We start from the raw sequence: 17,587 nt of genomic DNA on the forward strand, positions 1-17,587 counted from the left end.
TTATGAAAGAAAATCCATCTTATTTAGATGGATTTTTTCTTTTTAATTTATAGGTTAACATTATTCCGCCTTTGTAAAGCAACCATTCGCCACTTTTGTTAAACGCATGTGCCGAATCATATCTTCCAATACCAGAATCATCTTTATAATAACCTTTGTAGTTTCCTTGTGAATGACCACCACCAACAAAAATATCTAAATTTAATCGATCATTTAATTTTGCCTGATAACCAATCGTAGCTCCAGTTAATATTGTAAGACCACGTTGATAATTATTTGTATTCCAATAATTCCATTTTTGAATATCAAAAAAACCAATTCCAATATTTGGTCCGATATAAAACTTACTGAATGATTTGTCAAAGTAATATCTTCCTTCACCAAAAGCCATATACATTTGCAAATGATTTCCAGCAAAAGATTTCCAAGGAGATATAAAACCATCTGCCTGTAAAGTGATTTTGTTACTTATCGCATGTTCTATTCCCAAATTTACCATACCAAGAGGTAAGGTAATTGTATTGATTTTTAACTGAGTTTCTCCTTTTTGGGCGAATACAGCAAGAGGAAAGAGTAGTAAAATAGAATTTTTCATGATTTTTAAGTTGATTTTTAGGGCAAGGTAAATATTTACAAGAATATATCGTATACTTCGTGTTTTTTTATAACTTTATCCTAACATAGTTTAACAATATGACAGCATTATTATCAATTCTAATTATTTTTTTAATTTTCGGAGTTTTTGTTTCGACTTTCTTTATTATTGCCATTTCCGATGCCAAAGTAAGAGAGAAAAATGAACTGTATACATTAGAGAGTTTACCAGATAATATTACGCTAAAAGCTGTTGTACGCTACAATATTGGTCGTCCGCAAGGTCGCTTTCTAAAAATGAAATCTTTTCAAGGAAGTGGAGTTTTGTATGTACAAGGCGAACAATTAATTTTTAAAGATATTTTAGGAAACGAAGATCATGTTTATGATTTACAAACCTGTAAAATGTCTTGGGTAGAAAATAAAATCAACGGAATTACAAATGCTTTCAAGGTTGCAGACCATGAGGCAATTATTTTCTTTTATATTGATAAAGGAGTTTTTAAACCGATTGAAGAAAATGTATCAACTTCAGATTTGTATATGCGATTGAAAGAGTTGCGTAAAAAACTTAGAAATGCTAAAAAAGCTGAGTCGGCAAGTGAATAGTTAAGCCGGCTCTAAAACCACTCATATCTTTAAAATCTTTATTTTCTCTGAATTCAAAAGAATATCCAGCATTCAATTCCAATAAACTTAGCACAGCAATACCAACTTTAGGCGTTATTGTCCAAGGAGAAACTTCTACACGAACAACATAAAATGCAGAACTAAAATTAGAACTGTACGGATCACCAGTATTATTTTCAAAATTGAATAAATATCCTGCGCCAATTTCTGGTATTACACGAAATTTATCTTTCATATAACCCAAATTTGCATTTGCACTAAATGCCAATATATTGTTGTTTTGTTGTACCAAATACAAGTCTGTACCTACTTTTCCGTAGTTTCCGTTCCAATATTCATAACCCAAATTTATCGTAAAATAATCGGTTAATTGTTTCTGTGCTTTTGCATTAAAACTTATGAAAATGATAAAGAGTACAAGGATTTTTTTCATTTGACAAAATTAAAGAATAATTAGTAAATGTTGAAGTTTAATGGAATATTTAATCCAAAACTGAATTGAAATTTATCGATTGATTTAAAGTTTTGTTTTTGTTTCATTTCAATTCCATAACCAAATCCAAAATCAATAAATGTAATATATGATAAGCCAATTTTTGGTGTAAAAGTGTACGGAGTAAATTCGGTTTCTGCGAAAAAAGCTAGTCCACCAGAACGTTCTGGCATAATATAAAAACTAAATCCTGCTTCTGGAATTAATTGAAAATCATCGCGCATATAACTCATGTTTGCATTTACATCTAATTTTAAAACGTAATAATTTCCTAAAAAAACTTCTCCAAAAGCGCCAATTTTACCAAAGTTTCCTGCTTGATTTGTATAACCAATTGTTGGTCCAAACAAAAAATCGGGATTCTTATATTTTTGTTGAGCGAATAACATGTTTCCTAAAAATAGAAAAATAAGCAGTGTAAATAAATTGTATTTCATAAACGAAAAATAGTATTAATTAGTTTTACATCATTTTGAGATGTAAGTTGAGAGGAATATTAATACCTAAAGAAAGCTGAAAACCTTTGATTGGTTTAAAATTATCTTTTTCATGAAGTTTTATTCCGTATCCAAAGCCAAAATCTACCATTGTAAATATAGAAAAACCTGCTTTTGGCGTAAAGGTATACGGTGTAAATTCGGTTTCTACAAAGGGAAAAATATCTAATAATGTGAAAGAAGTAATGTATCCTGTTATACCAATTTCTGGAATAATTTGAAAATCATCTCGCATATACGCCATATTTGCGTTGATGTCAATTTTAGTTGCAATAGAAGAATTAGAATCGAATGTATAAAAAGCACCTATTTTACCAAAATTTCCAGATTGGTTGGCATAGCCTAATGAAAAACCGTATAAATTATCTTCTCTTTGAGCAAATGAGAAAGTGGATAATGATAATACAAAAAAGGTAATGATTTTTTTTAATTGCATAGGATTGGTTTTATATGATTTGAATTTAGTGTAAAAATAAATAGCTACAACGAAATTTGTTGTAGCTATTTATAATGATTTTTTAAAATTTAAAATCGACTCAAAATTTTAATCCATCGTAAATCCTTTTGTATAGATTCGTCCATAATAGTCGGCAAACTTAATAGATACACGACCTTTATAATTTTTCAGAATCTTTTCGATAGCATCCTGAGAACTTACTTCTTTATCATTCACAGATAAGATAATAAATTCGTCTTGTACACCGGCGGCGGCTAATTTTCCTGAATTGTCAAGATTCTTAACCATTACACCGTAATTTATTCCGAAACTATCTTTTTGACGCTCTGTTAATGGCTCAAATTCTGCTCCTAAAATTTCTGTTGGCGATAAATCTGCTTTACTTCTAATTTTAGTTCCACCTTTTGCATCTTTTAATGTAATTGTATATGTTTTGTCAGCTGCACCACGTCTTACTTTGATGTTGACTTTATCACCAGGACGTTTGCTACCAACTAAGAAAGATAAGCTAGAGAAAGATGTTACTTCTTTACCGTCAACTTCTGTAATAATGTCACCATTTTCTATACCAGAATCTATTGCAGAACCTTTAGAAACTAATTCGGTAACCATTACACCGTTTTGTGTTTTTATATTTTTCTTAAACTCTTTGTTATATTGTGCAACAGCTTGGTCATTTGATAAATCAAAACCTTTTATACCTAAGTATCCGCGTTGTACAATTCCGTAAGATTTAATATCCTCTACAACTTTTTTCACCAAATTAGTTGGTACAGCAAATCCATAACCAGAATATGCACCTGTTGGCGAAGAAATAGCAGTATTAATACCAATTAAATCTCCATTTGCATTAACCAAAGCTCCACCAGAATTTCCTGGATTTATCGCTGCATCAGTTTGAATAAATGATTCTATTGGCGATTCAGAGTTTTTACCTAAAATATTAATGCTACGACCTTTTGCCGAAACGATACCTGCGGTAACAGTAGAAGTTAAACCAAATGGATTACCAACTGCTAATACCCAATCTCCAACATTAATAGCATCAGAATCTACAAATTTTGTAAATGGTAAACCTTTTTCGCTAATTTTCAATAAAGCAATATCCGTACTTGGATCTGTTCCAACTAATTCTGCAATGTAACTTTTTTGATTATTTAACGTAACTTCTATTTTTGACGCTCCAGCAATTACGTGATTGTTTGTAACAATGTAACCATCTTGCGAAATAATTACACCAGATCCCATTCCTGATGGTTGATCAGGTTGTTGTTGCTGTTGTTGACCGCGACGTTGCTGTTGTTCTGGTTGTCCAAAGAAAAAGTCAAATGGATCAAATTGTTGTTGCTGTTGTTGTTTTTGATTCGAATAATTTTTAATACTTACAACTGTGTGCACAGCCTTTTTTGATGCCTCTACAAAATTAGGCGCATCATATCCATAATTTCCTTTGTAATCTACTAACTGAAAATCTCCGTTTTTACTATTATTTGCATCTGTGATAAAAGGATTATTACCACTTTCATTCATAAAATAAAAACCTCCTAAAGTTGTCATAGAACTCATTAAGCCAACTAGTAAGTAACCTGTATATTTTTTCATCTTTATATTTATAAGTTTTTAATGTGTTTTTTATTGTGAATTGATTAAATCAAATTTAAGACCAAAATGTTAACATTTCAAATAGCTTTAACGCATCTTAACACTGTATTATAAATATTTTATAACATTAGTTAAGAGTGACAAAAATGTATTTACTTTGTTTAAAAATTAAGAAGTTTGAAATTAAAGTTTTCTAAATATCAAGGAGCAGGAAATGATTTTGTAATGATAGATGATCGTCAACAAACGTTTCCTATCTCAACAAAGCTTATAAATAGACTATGTGATCGCCATTTTGGTGTTGGAGCAGATGGGTTAATTTTGCTACAAAATGATACCAAATCTGACTTCAAAATGGTTTATTTCAATTCAGATGGTAACGAGAGTACAATGTGTGGAAACGGAGGACGTTGTATTATTCGTTTTGCAAATGATTTAGACGTTGCGTCAGAAAACATGACATTTACTGCCATAGATGGTTTACATCACGGTATTGTTGACAATAATGTGATTCGTTTACAAATGATTGATGTTGATGAAGTCGAAGATCACGATTATTATTTGTTTATGAACACAGGTTCGCCGCATCACGTAGAATTTGTAAATAAGGTTGAAGATGTTGATGTTTACAATCGTGGAAAAGAAATTAGAAATGGATCACCTTATTTCGAAAAAGGATCTAATGTAAATTTTGTAGAAGTTACGCCCGACAATAATCTTAAAATAAGAACCTATGAACGTGGTGTAGAAAATGAAACCTTAGCTTGTGGAACAGGAATTACTGCAGCAGCTATTTCGGCTTATGTTAAAAATTTAGTTGATAAAAAATCAATTGAAATAAAAGCCTTAGGTGGAGATTTATCTGTTAATTTTGAAGAAAATAATCATAAATTTGTAAATGTTTGGTTAAACGGACCAGCAGTTAAAGTTTTTGATGGTGAAATAGAAATTTAATTCTATATGAAAAAATTAAATTTATTACTCGTAATAATCTGTTCATTCGCATTTGTCGGATGTACATTTATAGACGGTTTCAAAGGAAATGCAACCAAAGATGGTGCAATTTATATTTCTCGTGGAGCAAATTTTGAACAAGTTTTAGATTCTTTAAAACCTTATTTAAAGGACGTAAATTTGTTTAAACAATATGCAGAAGATGCAGATTATCCTGCAACAATAAAATCTGGAAAATATAAAATCTCAAGCTCAGATTCTAACCGCGATATTATAGATCGTTTACAAGGCGGAGAGCAAGAAGAAGTAAAATTAAGAATAAAGAATGAGCCAACAATTTATCATTTGGCAGGTTCTGTTTCGAAACAAATTGATGCAGATTCTATCGAAGTTTTGACTGCAATTCGTGATTTTGTCAAAGAAAAAAACGATTCGACACTTAATGATGAAACTGTCAAACAATACTTTATTCCAGAAACATATTTTGTGTATTGGGGATTAACACCCGATAAGTTTGTAGAGAAAATGGTTGCACAACACGATAAAATTTGGAATGCAGAACGTTTGGCAAAAGCAAAAGCGCTAAATATGACGCCACTTCAGGTAACAACTTTGGCATCTATCGTACAATTAGAATCGTCTGATAATATGGACGAACAGCAAAGAGTTGCACGTGCGTACATGAATCGTTTGGCGAAGGACATGCGTCTGGAGGCTGATCCAACTTCTATTTATGCGTATAAAATGGAGAATGGTTGGGACAAAAAAGTGCAACGTGTGTACAAAAAATGGACGTGGTCATCTAATGCTTACAATACTTATCGTAACAAAGGTTTACCGCCAGCACCAATTTGTTTGCCAAATTTAGGAGCAATTGATGCGGTTTTATCTCCAGCAAATCATGATTTTATTTTCTTTGTTGCAGACCCAGCAAAACCAGGTTATCACGTTTATACGAATGATTATCAAGAACATTTGAAAAATGCTGAGAAATACAAAAATTGGCTAAAAGAGAATAACATCAAATAAGAAATTGTACCTTTAAGCTAAGTTGATTTAGCTATGATACAAAATAATTATACCAAAAGAGAATTCCTAAAGTTGCTTGGAACAGGCAGTTTAGGAATTTTTTTTATGTCTTTTTATTCGTTTGAAGATTTTTTGGATGACGAATTAATTTTATTGACAAAAGATGATGAAAAGTACGAATTGTATCGAAAATCATTTAATAAAAGAATTAATAAATTTCCCAAATATATTGCAGTTTGTAAATCTAATGAAGCTGTAAAAAAAGCAATTTTATTCGCAAATGATAAGAAATTAAAAATTGCAATTCGCAGTGGTGGACATAGTTTTGAAGGTTTTTCGAATAACGATAATGGATTATTAATTCATCTTGGATTGATGAAATCCATTGTTTGGCAAAAAGATAATACAGTAAAATTGCAACCTGCTTGTTTGTTGCAAGAAATTTATGCAGATTTTTTACCGAAGAAAAGAATTTTGCCCGCCGGTTCGTGTGGAACAGTTGGTGTAGGAGGTTTGGCTTTGGGTGGAGGTTACGGTTTTTTTAGTCGGAAATATGGGTTGACGTGTGACAGTTTGATTCGTGTAAAAATGATCGATTACAAAGGAAATACCATCGATTCTGATAAAGATCCTGATTTGTTATGGGCGTGTAAAGGTGGTGGAAATGGAAATTTTGGTGTAATTACAGAATTATATTTTAAGACATATCCTGCTCCAAATTCGTTTAGTGGATACAGAATGAAATTTTCTAATTTAACACTTACTCGATTTACTTCTTTGATAAAATTATGGTTCAAATCAACACAAAATTTACCAAAAGAAGCTTTTTCTGCATTTGTATTGAATGGAAAATTTCTGACGATTTTATTTACAAATTATCAATCCAATCAAACAGATTTTGAGAAAAATTTTACAGAATTAATTGCTCAAGCAGATAATTACAAACCGATGAAAAATAGAAATCTTGCAGCAGCGCTCAAAAATTATTATGGCGTTACAGAACCTATTTATTTCAAGAATGCATCTGCTGGTTTGTACAACGGAATTGAAGATATTGAGAAAGGTTTAGCAGATATTTTCAATAAAGTTATTGCGGCAAAAGGAACAATTTACCAGATAAATACATTGGGTGGAAAAATAAACGAAGTAAAGAAATCAGATTCGGCTTATCCGCATCGTGATATTAATTATTTGAGTGAATTACAAGCGTATTGGGATTCTCCAAATCAGGAAGGAAAATTGACGAAATCTTTTGAAGAAATTCAACAAATAATTCGAAATTTAGGAAATACAAAACAATACCGAAATTATCCTGATCTCAATTTTCCTGATGCTAATTTATCTTATTTTGGAGATAACTTGGCTCGTTTGCAACAGTTGAAAAAGAAATATGATCCACAAAATATTTTTGATTATCCACAAGTTATAAAATAAAAAAATCCCTTCAATTGAAGGGATTTTTGCTATTATGAATATATTTTGATTAGAATTTATATCTCAAACTAACTATAAAATATCTACCTAAAACATTTTTAGTTGTTGTTGAAATATAGTTGTCATTAACACCATTTGTAACGATTATATTATTTCCTAATAAATTTCCTCCTGTAACAGTCAAATATGTTTTCTTCGCTATATTGTATCGTACAGAGGCATTCCATTCTCTTGCTGTGTTTATTTCTTTACCATCACGGTATTGTAAACGATAAGAGAAGTCAGATTGTAACAGTAATTTATCTGTAATAGACCAAGCGGCATCACCATAAGGTCTCCAATTGGTAAATTTTTGTTCGTATAAAGATTGATATTTACTTATATTAAGATTAACACCGGCTTTTAATTCAAATTTCTTTTTGAATGTAAATGAATTCTCTAAATTATAGGTTTGGTTAAAACTTTTGTTGTTTACATTGTTTAATTGATCATTTGTTACAACACCATTTTTGTATTCAATATTTCGTGTAATTGTATAATAATTAGAAGTAGAAATATTACCCGTTAATCGTGCATTGTACCATTTAGCAAAACGTTTTCCGATCATAAAATATCCTGAATAAGTTTCTTGGTTATTACCAGAATTAATTAAAGTATTGAACTGATAGTTATTTACAATGGTATCGTTTCCATTTATAATAAAATCACGGTTTAAAATAGACTGCGTTTGTATACTTTTCTCTTGTAATGTATAACTTAAATTCGCGAAAATATTAAAAAATGTAAATGAGTTAAAATGACTAAAATTAATACTTGCTGTATGTGTCAAAGCTTGTCTTAAATTTCTATTTCCATAGAAAATCGATTGGTAACTTTGAATTGTGTATGAGTCATTAAAATCTTTTGTGTACGGATAGCTATAGTTTTGTGTATAACTTGCACGAACATTTGTTGCGTTGTTGAACTTGTATTGTAAATTCAGATGAGGTAAAACTTTCGTTTCAGAACGATTTAACTTTTCACCGTCTTGGTATTTTGATTTTTCATTGAAAAATGAAACTCCAGCTCCTAAATCAGCTTGAAAATTACCGAACTTCTTTGTCAATGTTACATCAGCAAAAGTTTCATTGTAATCCAAATCTGTATTACTGATTAATAAATTATCATTCATCAATTTCTGAAAATCATAGATTTGATTGTCAAAATCTTGTGTACTAAAACTTGTTCCAACTTTTATTTTAAGATTTGCTGTATTTGTTAACAAGTGATTATAGATTCCGTATAATTGAACAGTGTTTAAAACAAAGTTTTGATCTTGATTGATATTATATTGGTTATTTACGTAAGATAAATTCTTGAATAAATCAAAAGAAGAGAATGGATTTGCTGTTGATAAAACATTGTAATCTGGTGTGTCTTTTTGATATTGATGACGGAAATATAAACCAACATTATCATCGCGACCAACTTTACGGATATAAGATAAAGTTTGTGATAATGAGTAATTCTTTTGTTCAGAATTTACATTTCTAAAGCTATTTTTTTGATCGTTATAGTAACTATCAACTAATTGCTCGTTCTCACTATCTAAATAATTAAAGTTTAAACGATATTTAATTTGTCCTTTATCATTTGGGTTATAATCAAGTCGTAAACGAGCCATTCCCATAAATACATTACTTTTATTTTGTTCATCATCAACAGTTGTATATGGTTTTTCGATGTTGTTGTAATAACGCTCTGATCTAGAATCATATCTAATGTTATTTGTGTTAACTAATCCAAAACCAGAAACTTTTAATTTCTTATTTGGTTCAACTCCAAAATGTACAGCTCCATTATACGTATTCATACTTGGTGCATCATTTTTAGACATTAAATTTAATCCGTTTGAGTTTCCTCTTAATGAATAAATACTTCCTTCTGAATTAAATTCTGAATATCCACCAAAGAAACTTATATAATCATCTTGATCAAAAACTTGTTTACCAAATGTATTGAAGTCATTGATAACCGTTGCGTCTGTTTTTTCTGAAAAATAGAAAATTTTAGCTTGTGCATCGGTGTGTTTGTCAGCATCTCCACCTAATGTTACATTACCAAAAGCAAGACGTTTCATGTCATCTTTTAACTCGATGTTTAATGAAAATTGTTCGTCATCTTCTTGTAGCGATGAAGCAAAAGGATTTGATTTGAATTTTGTATTCAATTGGATTTTAGAAACAGCATCAGAAGGTAAATTTTTGTTTAGTAATTTTTCGTTACCACCCAAAACTTCACGTCCACCAACAGTTACCTGTTTCATTTCTTTTCCTTTGTACATGACTTTTCCGTTCACAACTTCAATTCCAGGTAACTTTTTCAAGATATCTTCTAAAACTTCTTCATTTCCAACTTTGAAAGAATCTGCATCAAACTCTATTGTGTCACCTTTTACTTTAATTGCTTGTTGAGCCTTTACAATTGTTTCTTTCAGAGAAATTTCTTTACCCTTTGCTAGTTTTATTTTTTTGTTGATATTTTCAGTCAAATCAACATTCTCTACATAGGTTTCGTAACCAGCTTGTTCTATTTCGACATCATACTTTTGTCCACAAGGCAATTTGAATTCAAATTCACCAACATTACTTGTGAAAATGAAACCTTTTCCTTCGTTTTTGCTATCAAAAATAGAAACAGAAGCATCAGTAACAGGAATGCCATTTTCGTCGGCAACCATTCCTTTTAGCTTACATTCTTGTGCAAAAATATTTTGTGTAGAAGCAATAAATAAAAATAGATAGAGTAATTTTTTCATAAATGTGTTTTTAGAAGAAGAAACTAATTTGTAAGGCTAGTTAAGGAAAAATATCAGCTCGAAAAATATTACCGAGCTGAGAAATTTTATTATTTTTTTTAGATGATTTTATTTGGTGTCGACACCACTACCCATCATTTCTTTGTATTTTTCTTGAAGTTCTTTCATCGCTTTCATAAAGCCATCTTGTGTTACAACTTCACCTTTATTTGGTAATGTAACTTTTAATTCTTTATCCGAAATGTTTAATTCTTTCAATGTATAAATCATTGTAGCTCCATTTGCTTCAAATTCTGCTTTTACAATTAATCCAGGTAAACCAGCCAAAGAAGTTGGACCATCTTTTACAGGAATTGATGGTGCGTACCATGCAACAACCTTAATAGAGTCCATCATTACACCTTCTGCTTTTGTTGCTTGATAACCTGCAATTTCTGTTTTTTCACGAGAAATTTTCCATTTATAATCAGGAATAACATCTTTTATTAAATATTGTTTTGCTCCTAAATCTACTTCTTTATAGTACATATTAGGTGTTGCAGTAAAATCTTTGTAAGTTGGTTTATTATCAAAGGCAGCCATTTGTTGAGCAATCATTCCACCTTGTGTTTGTGCATTACCAACTTTTTGTTCTAATACAAAAGTTGATGTTTTACTGTTGCTTTTAAAAAAATATGTCATAAAAACACCCGCATCAAGTTCTGCTTTTAGCATTGGTCCGACTTGTGCACGATATTCCGTAGGAACATTTTTCATAGTTTGGTCGTAATCCAATTTCATTTCGCAAATGTAAGTTGCATCGATGTTTTGTTTTTTATTGTCTTGCGCCAAAGAAATAGTTGTTGTAATAACTCCTAAAGCAAAGGTTAAAAAAGCTTTTTTCATAGTTGTATTTTTATAATTAGTAGTAAGATCTTTAAAATGTTACATTAAAATAGAAAATATTTTATTAAAATAAAAAACATCACTTCATAATGCATAATTTAAGTGATGTTTTCGGTATTTTTAATCAATTCATTATTGAAAATTTATAATAAATAAGTAGAGACATTACCACCTTTTTTAATGAACTCTTGTTTTAATTCATCAAAATGAGTAACGTCAATTGCTTTTGTAGAACCTTCGAGAATATTAGTTGTGTATCCCAAAGCTAGAGCGTCTTTTGCAGTATAATATACACAATAATCGGCAGCTAAACCACAAATATAAACACTTGTCACATTGTGATCTTTTAGAAAACCATCTAATCCTGTCGGATTTTTTTTATTTACATCAAAAAAGCCACTGTACGAATCTATATTAGGATTCATTCCTTTTCTGATAATTGCGCTAATTTTATTTTGTTTCAAATCCTTGTGTAATTCTGCGCCTTTTGTTCCTTGTACGCAATGATCTGGCCACAAAACTTGCTGTGTTCCGTTAAGCTCTATCACATCAAAAGGAACTTTGCCTTCGTGTTGCGATGCAAAACTTTTATGATTTGCTGGATGCCAATCCTGTGTTGCAACAACATAGTCAAATTTATCTTGAAGTTTATTTATACGGTCAATAATTTGATCACCATCTTTTACAGCTAATGCACCACCTGGTAAAAAGTCATTTTGTAGGTCAACAATAATTAATGCTTTCATAGTATTTCTTGTTTTATAAGTTTAATTTGATAGTTAAATATAAGTTTTAATCGGTTGATATCTAAAAAAAAGTAAAATTATTTATAGTAAAAAAATAGTCAAATTTATTAATTTGACTATGTAGACATATTATTGTTTAATCTCTTTTATTAACACCGGAATTACGCATATCTTCAAATTTTTTGCGTTGTTCCTGCATCAATTTATCGTATTCTTTTTGTGTTATTATATTCTTTTCTTTTGGCTTGTCTAACGGTTTTGTATTAGTTGATGTTTTAATGTCTGTCAACGTAATAATTCGTGTTCCTTTCAACATTCCTCTGTTCAGCTCAGTTTGTACTTCTGCAATTAAACCAGGTAAACCCCAAAAATTTTCAGGACCAGTTTTATATTTCAAACTTGGAATATACCAAACCGTCGTTTGCACGCTATCTATAATTATTGTTGCTTTTTTTGCTTCGTTTCCTAAAATTGTTTTGGTTTCGCGTGTCAATTTCCAATCAAAATTTCGTAGAGAATCTTTGATGACATATTCTTTTCCCATCATATTTTGTTCTTTTAGGAGTTGATGAGTTGCCGTGTTTTTATAAATATTATCCCCGTTCATTGAGAGTATTCTCATTCCACCGCCGCCACGCATTCCCATACCTTGATTTTGATCGTTGGAAATTTTCTCGATGATTTTATACAAAGATTCATCACCCAAAATTGTTAATGTTGCTTGTTGAGGTTCTTGAATATTTTTTTTGAATTGGTCTTGCATTTCTTTCGACATTGTACGTCCATTTCCACCACCAGGAGGCTGAAATGTAAAATCATCAGGTAAAATGAGACGAGATGTGTACGAAATTTCTACTTTTTCTTGCTGAGCAAAAACTACAAAGCTTAGTAATAAAACGAAAACTGAAATTATTTTTTTCATGATTTATTGTGATTATTCTTTTTAGACAACGAATATGGTAAAATGTTTAATGACTCATCAAAAAAAATTAATCTTTTTTGTCAACGCTTTCGGTTTTCATACTTTTATAACGTTCGATTTCTTTTTTAGATAATTCGTTATATTCTTTATCAGTGATTACATTTTTCTCTTTTGGCTTATCTATCGGTTTCATATCAGGAACTTCTTTTACTTCTGTTGCGCGAATTATACTACTGTCTATTCCTTTATTTTCAGATTCTTTAATTTCTAATTCTAAAATTAATCCTGGTAAACCATTATACATTTTTGGCCCATCTTTTACAGTTATATTCGGTGCATACCATGCAACCACAGATGTTGTACTGTCAATAATAGAAGTTGCTTTTTTGACATCAAAACCAATTATTTTTTTCGTTTCGCGTGTCAATTTCCATTTATAATCGGTTAGTTTGTCTTTTATCAAATATGATTTATCCATCAAACTAACATTTTTAGAGTATTCTTTTGTAGATGAATCTTTGTAAATACTATTGTCAGCATCACCAAATGAAATTGAAAAATTAGAGCCTTGCTTATTATTTATTTTTTCTACTTTTTTATAAATTGATAAGTTGTCATAAATTGATAAAGTAAAATCTTTAGGCTCAATCATACTTTTTATAATATTGTCGAAGAAATCACTTGGTAAGTTTCCTGATCCAGATGATTCAAGTTTCATGTTTTCTTTTAATTTATCTTTATTTACGTTCAAAATTTCTTGATACTTAATTTCAAGTTTTTGTGCATAAATTGAAGTCGATAAAAATGTACAGTATGCAATAATTGTCAATAATTTTTTCATTGTAAGTTTTGATTTATATTACAATGATAATACATTTTTTATGTTCTACAAGTATAGAATATAAAAAATGCAAGAATTTAGTATTTAATTAATTGTAGTGATTAATTATTTCAAATCTTTATAATATTGACGTTTTTGTAAGAAGTATTGTACAGGAAGTAATTCTTTATCAGAATATTTTTTGAGTTGATTTTTTTGACGTTTTTTATACATTTTGAAAAATCCACGATAAAAATGCATGTGTGATAAAAATACAGCCCAAAGATGTGGAAAACCTTGAGAAGGTAAAAACGCGATTGCTGCAATACCATCTAAAGAAAGTCGTGTAAAAATCATTGGAAATAATTTATTTTTAGGAAGATTTTTTAAGTTCATCCACAAACTATTTCTGTAATTTAGATAGGCTTTTTTAGGATTAGATTTTTGTAATGTTGCGCCACCTAAGTGATAAACAGTAGATTCTCCACAATAATATACTTTTCGATTTGCATTATTCAGTCGCCAACACAAATCTATTTCTTCCATGTGTGCGAAGAATTCTTCATCAAAACCATTTTGTTCAAAAAAATCTTTTTTACGAATAAATAAACTTGCTCCAGTTGCCCAAAAAATTTGAATGGTATCGTCGTATTGTCCTTTGTCTTCTTCTAAAGCAGAAAAAACTCGTCCACGACAAAAAGGATAACCAAATTTGTCTATAAAACCACCACCTGCACCTGCATATTCAAACATTTTTTTGTCTCTATAATCCAAAATTTTTGGTTGTACAGCTGCAATTTCAGGATTATTGTCTAATAATTTTTCAATCGGCTCAATCCAATTCTCAGTGACTTCTACATCAGAATTTAGTAAGCAAAAATAATCGGCATCAATGTGTTTTAAACCTTCATTATATCCTTTTGCAAAACCATAATTTCCATTATTCTGAATTATTTTAATGCTTGGAAATTGAGTTTTCAACAATTGTATCGAATTATCAGTTGATGCATTATCAATAATGTAAATTTCAGCATCTTTAGAGTTATTAATAACTGAGGGTAAAAATTGAGGCAATAATTTTTCGCCGTTCCAATTTAATATCGCGATGGCTGTTTTCATTTTTCTAAATCTGCATATTTCCAACGTTTATGGCTCCAAAGCCAATTGTCTGGATGTTCTTGAATTGTTTTTTCTAAATGTCCAAAGAATTGATGAACGATTTCATTTTCTTCAAATTGTTCATTTTTTGGCTCTAAGCGAATAAAAGTAGTGTGATAATAGCCACGTTTTATTTTCTCGGTTTTAGCATAAATAACGCCCATATTTTTTTTGCGTGCTATTTTATCAAATCCATTAAAAACAGGAGTTCTTTGATTAAGAAAATCAATAAAATAATGCACTGCAGATTGCTTTGGACTTTGATCTGCCACAAATAAAAAAGAATGATTACCATCATTAGGAACTTTCATAATATGGCGTAAAACATCTTTCATGTCCATAGGAACTGTGCCAAATTTGCCTCGCATGGCGTTTATTTTATCGTTCCAGAATGGGTTTTTAATTTTATGATAAACAGCAACTGAGTTTTCAAATTTCATTATTTTAGCCGTACCAACATACCATTCCCAATTAAAAATGTGCCCAGCCATAAATATTAAATTTTTCTTTTCAGCTTTAATTTCTTTAAAAACTTCAGCATTTGTATAAGTATGACGTTTGTCTAATTCTTCTTGAGAAATGGAAAATGTTTTGAGTGTTTCTACTAAATAATCACAGAAATTACGATAAAATTTTCGATGAATAATTTGTATTTCTTCTTTCGATTTTTCAGGAAAAGATTTTTCTAAATTAGTTTTAATCACTTTTCTACGATAACCAATGATGGTATACAGCATAAAAAATAAAAAATCTGCAAAGAGGTACAAAAAACCAAGTGGTAGTCGAGAAATTTGATAAATGATAAAATAAAAAATGGCGTTCATTATATGAATCTATAAGCGATAAATTTACAATTTAAAATTTAGTTGTAGCCTGCCAAATTGCATCTTTTGGTACAGGAGCTGTAATGGTTAATTCTTCTTTTTTGACAGGATGCTCAAATGTAATGCGATAAGCATGTAGAGAAATACTACCATCTGGATTTGATCTTTTTGCACCATATTTTAAATCGCCTTTTATAGGAGAGCCAACCGAAGAAAGTTGCGCACGAATTTGATGAGAACGACCTGTAAATAGTTTTACTTCGACACAATGAAAAGAATCTAATGCGCCCAAATAAGTATATTCTAATATTGCTTTTTTTGCATCAGCAGTTGGTTTAGAATAAACAGTTGTTTTATTATTTTTTGGATTTTTTCGTAAATAATGTTCTAAACGCTCAAAGTTTTGAGGAGGTTTATTTTGCACAATTGCGCGGTAAACTTTGTCGATGTCTCGTTTTTGAAACATTTCATTCATTCGTGTTAACGCTTTAGATGTTTTTGCAAAAATTAAAACACCAGAAGTTGGACGATCCAAACGATGAACTAATCCTAAAAATACATTTCCAGGTTTGTTATCACGATTTTTTATATAGGTCTTTAGACTGTCGATAAGTGGAATGTCGCCTGTTTCGTCTCCTTGTGCTAATTCGCCTGCTTTTTTGTTAATGATTAACAAATGATTATCTTCGAATAAAATTTCTGGATTCATAAAGGTATTTTGAATGATGAGTTTTGAGTTGACAAAATTACATTTAATAACTCAAAACCCACAACTCATCAATTAATTAATATTGTTCATTCGCATTAGGGAAATCGCCAGATTTTACATCCGCAACATATTTTCCGATTGCTTCGTGAATTTGATCTTCTAGATTTAAGTATCGGCGCACAAATTTTGGTTTAAATTCATTATTCAAACCTAACATATCATGCACAACTAATACTTGCCCATCACATCCAGAACCAGCACCAATTCCGATAGTAGGAATACTAATTTCTGCTGTTACTTTTGTTGCTAAATCTGCTGGAATTTTTTCCATAACAAGAGAAAAACAACCTAACTCTTCTAATAATTTGGCATCGCTTATTAATTTTTCTGCTTCAGCATCTTCCTTTGCACGAACTTTATATGATCCAAATTGATAAATAGATTGGGGTGTTAAACCTAAATGTCCCATAACAGGAATTCCTGCATTTACAATACGACGGATAGATTCTTCAATTTCTTTTCCACCTTCTAATTTTATAGCATGAGCGCCAGATTCTTTCATAATTCTTACAGAAGATTCTAATGCTTTTTGTGGATCAGATTGATATGTTCCGAAAGGTAAATCAACTACAACTAAAGCTCTTTTAGCACCACGAACCACACATTGCGCATGATAAATCATTTGATCCAAAGTAATAGGTAAAGTTGTTTCATGACCAGCCATAACATTTGCAGCAGAATCACCAACTAAAATTATTTCTGTTCCAGCAGCATCAACTAATGTTGAGATTGTAAAATCATAAGCCGTTAACATTGAAATTTTTTCTCCAGTAAATTTCATGTTACGAATTGTTTCGGTAGTAATTCGTTTGATTTCTTTATTTACAGACATTTCTTATAATTTGATTTCTGTAAAGTTAAATTGAAAAATGAAGTTCGACTAATTTTGATGTTTTTTTTTACAAAACTTATTCAAATTAATACTTTTCAATATCGTATATTACGAATAATTAGGATTGAATAAAGTAATTATTAA

18 protein-coding genes are annotated in these 17,587 nt (G+C 30.3%); 4 read left to right on the forward strand and 14 right to left on the reverse strand.

The window, feature by feature from the left end; genetic code table 11:
- Positions 1-19 precede the first annotated feature (19 nt).
- Positions 20-595: a DUF3575 domain-containing protein gene (locus tag RSC72_RS02490; RefSeq protein ID WP_332544121.1), complete on the reverse strand. Its 576-nt coding sequence runs from the start codon at positions 593-595 to the stop codon at positions 20-22.
- A gap of 98 nt (positions 596-693) precedes the next feature.
- On the opposite strand from RSC72_RS02490, the gene RSC72_RS02495 reads away from it, so the two are divergent.
- Complete coding sequence (locus RSC72_RS02495; RefSeq protein WP_332544122.1) at positions 694-1,203, forward strand: hypothetical protein; 510 nt, start codon at positions 694-696, stop codon at positions 1,201-1,203.
- Here RSC72_RS02495 and RSC72_RS02500 read toward each other — a convergent pair.
- The 4 genes from RSC72_RS02500 to RSC72_RS02515 all read right to left on the reverse strand — a co-directional run bounded on the left by RSC72_RS02500 (position 1,175) and on the right by RSC72_RS02515 (position 4,273).
- On the reverse strand, positions 1,175-1,657 hold the full coding sequence (locus RSC72_RS02500) for a hypothetical protein (protein ID WP_332544123.1): 483 nt from the start codon (positions 1,655-1,657) through the stop codon (positions 1,175-1,177). The genes RSC72_RS02495 and RSC72_RS02500 overlap by 29 nt on opposite strands.
- Before the next feature lie 20 nt (positions 1,658-1,677).
- A complete protein-coding gene (locus RSC72_RS02505) occupies positions 1,678-2,154 on the reverse strand; it encodes a hypothetical protein (protein ID WP_332544124.1) in 477 nt (158 codons plus the stop codon).
- Positions 2,155-2,179: 25 nt separating this feature from the next.
- Positions 2,180-2,650, reverse strand: a complete 471-nt coding sequence (locus RSC72_RS02510; RefSeq protein WP_332544125.1) for a hypothetical protein — start codon at positions 2,648-2,650, stop codon at positions 2,180-2,182.
- Positions 2,651-2,758: 108 nt separating this feature from the next.
- Entirely contained in the window at positions 2,759-4,273 is a 1,515-nt protein-coding gene (locus tag RSC72_RS02515; protein ID WP_332544126.1) for a Do family serine endopeptidase, read from the reverse strand.
- 177 nt (positions 4,274-4,450) lie between these two features.
- Between RSC72_RS02515 and dapF the strand changes: the two genes are divergently transcribed.
- From dapF to RSC72_RS02530, 3 genes are read left to right on the forward strand one after another with little or no spacing between them, the layout of a single operon-like run.
- The gene (gene dapF / locus RSC72_RS02520) at positions 4,451-5,227 is read left to right on the forward strand and encodes a diaminopimelate epimerase (protein ID WP_332544127.1); all 777 of its coding nucleotides are present in this window, start codon (positions 4,451-4,453) and stop codon (positions 5,225-5,227) included.
- A 6-nt stretch (positions 5,228-5,233) separates the two neighbouring features.
- Positions 5,234-6,256: an endolytic transglycosylase MltG gene (gene mltG / locus RSC72_RS02525; RefSeq protein ID WP_332544128.1), complete on the forward strand. Its 1,023-nt coding sequence runs from the start codon at positions 5,234-5,236 to the stop codon at positions 6,254-6,256.
- A gap of 33 nt (positions 6,257-6,289) precedes the next feature.
- On the forward strand, positions 6,290-7,690 hold the full coding sequence (locus tag RSC72_RS02530; protein ID WP_332544129.1) for an FAD-dependent oxidoreductase: 1,401 nt from the start codon (positions 6,290-6,292) through the stop codon (positions 7,688-7,690).
- A gap of 49 nt (positions 7,691-7,739) precedes the next feature.
- Here the strand turns inward: RSC72_RS02530 and RSC72_RS02535 are convergent, their stop codons facing one another.
- The 9 genes from RSC72_RS02535 to panB all read right to left on the reverse strand — a co-directional run bounded on the left by RSC72_RS02535 (position 7,740) and on the right by panB (position 17,443).
- Positions 7,740-10,487: a TonB-dependent receptor gene (locus tag RSC72_RS02535; RefSeq protein ID WP_332544130.1), complete on the reverse strand. Its 2,748-nt coding sequence runs from the start codon at positions 10,485-10,487 to the stop codon at positions 7,740-7,742.
- A gap of 108 nt (positions 10,488-10,595) precedes the next feature.
- The gene (locus RSC72_RS02540) at positions 10,596-11,372 is read right to left on the reverse strand and encodes a GLPGLI family protein (RefSeq protein WP_332544131.1); all 777 of its coding nucleotides are present in this window, start codon (positions 11,370-11,372) and stop codon (positions 10,596-10,598) included.
- A 143-nt stretch (positions 11,373-11,515) separates the two neighbouring features.
- A complete protein-coding gene (gene pncA, locus RSC72_RS02545; RefSeq protein ID WP_332544132.1) occupies positions 11,516-12,118 on the reverse strand; it encodes a bifunctional nicotinamidase/pyrazinamidase in 603 nt (200 codons plus the stop codon).
- 136 nt (positions 12,119-12,254) lie between these two features.
- The gene (locus tag RSC72_RS02550) at positions 12,255-13,040 is read right to left on the reverse strand and encodes a GLPGLI family protein (protein WP_332544133.1); all 786 of its coding nucleotides are present in this window, start codon (positions 13,038-13,040) and stop codon (positions 12,255-12,257) included.
- 67 nt (positions 13,041-13,107) lie between these two features.
- On the reverse strand, positions 13,108-13,881 hold the full coding sequence (locus RSC72_RS02555; protein WP_332544134.1) for a GLPGLI family protein: 774 nt from the start codon (positions 13,879-13,881) through the stop codon (positions 13,108-13,110).
- A gap of 105 nt (positions 13,882-13,986) precedes the next feature.
- A complete protein-coding gene (locus RSC72_RS02560) occupies positions 13,987-14,979 on the reverse strand; it encodes a glycosyltransferase family 2 protein (protein ID WP_332544135.1) in 993 nt (330 codons plus the stop codon).
- Positions 14,976-15,842 (reverse strand): lysophospholipid acyltransferase family protein, encoded by an 867-nt coding sequence (locus tag RSC72_RS02565; protein ID WP_332544136.1) that lies wholly within the window; start codon positions 15,840-15,842, stop codon positions 14,976-14,978. The genes RSC72_RS02560 and RSC72_RS02565 overlap by 4 nt, the downstream gene beginning before the upstream one ends.
- Positions 15,843-15,873: 31 nt before the next feature.
- Entirely contained in the window at positions 15,874-16,551 is a 678-nt protein-coding gene (locus RSC72_RS02570) for an RluA family pseudouridine synthase (RefSeq protein ID WP_332544137.1), read from the reverse strand.
- A gap of 76 nt (positions 16,552-16,627) precedes the next feature.
- The gene (panB, locus tag RSC72_RS02575; RefSeq protein ID WP_332544138.1) at positions 16,628-17,443 is read right to left on the reverse strand and encodes a 3-methyl-2-oxobutanoate hydroxymethyltransferase; all 816 of its coding nucleotides are present in this window, start codon (positions 17,441-17,443) and stop codon (positions 16,628-16,630) included.
- Positions 17,444-17,587 lie beyond the last annotated feature (144 nt).

It is taken from the genome of Algoriella sp. (genome assembly GCF_036647415.1).
In the GTDB taxonomy this organism is placed as follows: domain Bacteria; phylum Bacteroidota; class Bacteroidia; order Flavobacteriales; family Weeksellaceae; genus Empedobacter.

Excerpts from the sequence above, each read along its gene's own strand:
- RSC72_RS02490 (WP_332544121.1), bottom strand. The coding sequence starts at position 595 with ATGAAAAATTCTATTTTACTACTCTTTCCTCTTGCTGTATTCGCCCAA.
- RSC72_RS02495 (WP_332544122.1), top strand. The coding sequence starts at position 694 with ATGACAGCATTATTATCAATTCTAATTATTTTTTTAATTTTCGGAGTT.
- RSC72_RS02500 (WP_332544123.1), bottom strand. The coding sequence starts at position 1,657 with ATGAAAAAAATCCTTGTACTCTTTATCATTTTCATAAGTTTTAATGCA.
- RSC72_RS02505 (WP_332544124.1), bottom strand. The coding sequence starts at position 2,154 with ATGAAATACAATTTATTTACACTGCTTATTTTTCTATTTTTAGGAAAC.
- RSC72_RS02510 (WP_332544125.1), bottom strand. The coding sequence starts at position 2,650 with ATGCAATTAAAAAAAATCATTACCTTTTTTGTATTATCATTATCCACT.
- RSC72_RS02515 (WP_332544126.1), bottom strand. The coding sequence starts at position 4,273 with ATGAAAAAATATACAGGTTACTTACTAGTTGGCTTAATGAGTTCTATG.
- mltG (WP_332544128.1), top strand. The coding sequence starts at position 5,234 with ATGAAAAAATTAAATTTATTACTCGTAATAATCTGTTCATTCGCATTT.
- RSC72_RS02530 (WP_332544129.1), top strand. The coding sequence starts at position 6,290 with ATGATACAAAATAATTATACCAAAAGAGAATTCCTAAAGTTGCTTGGA.
- RSC72_RS02535 (WP_332544130.1), bottom strand. The coding sequence starts at position 10,487 with ATGAAAAAATTACTCTATCTATTTTTATTTATTGCTTCTACACAAAAT.
- RSC72_RS02540 (WP_332544131.1), bottom strand. The coding sequence starts at position 11,372 with ATGAAAAAAGCTTTTTTAACCTTTGCTTTAGGAGTTATTACAACAACT.
- pncA (WP_332544132.1), bottom strand. The coding sequence starts at position 12,118 with ATGAAAGCATTAATTATTGTTGACCTACAAAATGACTTTTTACCAGGT.
- RSC72_RS02550 (WP_332544133.1), bottom strand. The coding sequence starts at position 13,040 with ATGAAAAAAATAATTTCAGTTTTCGTTTTATTACTAAGCTTTGTAGTT.
- RSC72_RS02555 (WP_332544134.1), bottom strand. The coding sequence starts at position 13,881 with ATGAAAAAATTATTGACAATTATTGCATACTGTACATTTTTATCGACT.
- RSC72_RS02560 (WP_332544135.1), bottom strand. The coding sequence starts at position 14,979 with ATGAAAACAGCCATCGCGATATTAAATTGGAACGGCGAAAAATTATTG.
- RSC72_RS02565 (WP_332544136.1), bottom strand. The coding sequence starts at position 15,842 with ATGAACGCCATTTTTTATTTTATCATTTATCAAATTTCTCGACTACCA.
- RSC72_RS02570 (WP_332544137.1), bottom strand. The coding sequence starts at position 16,551 with ATGAATCCAGAAATTTTATTCGAAGATAATCATTTGTTAATCATTAAC.
- panB (WP_332544138.1), bottom strand. The coding sequence starts at position 17,443 with ATGTCTGTAAATAAAGAAATCAAACGAATTACTACCGAAACAATTCGT.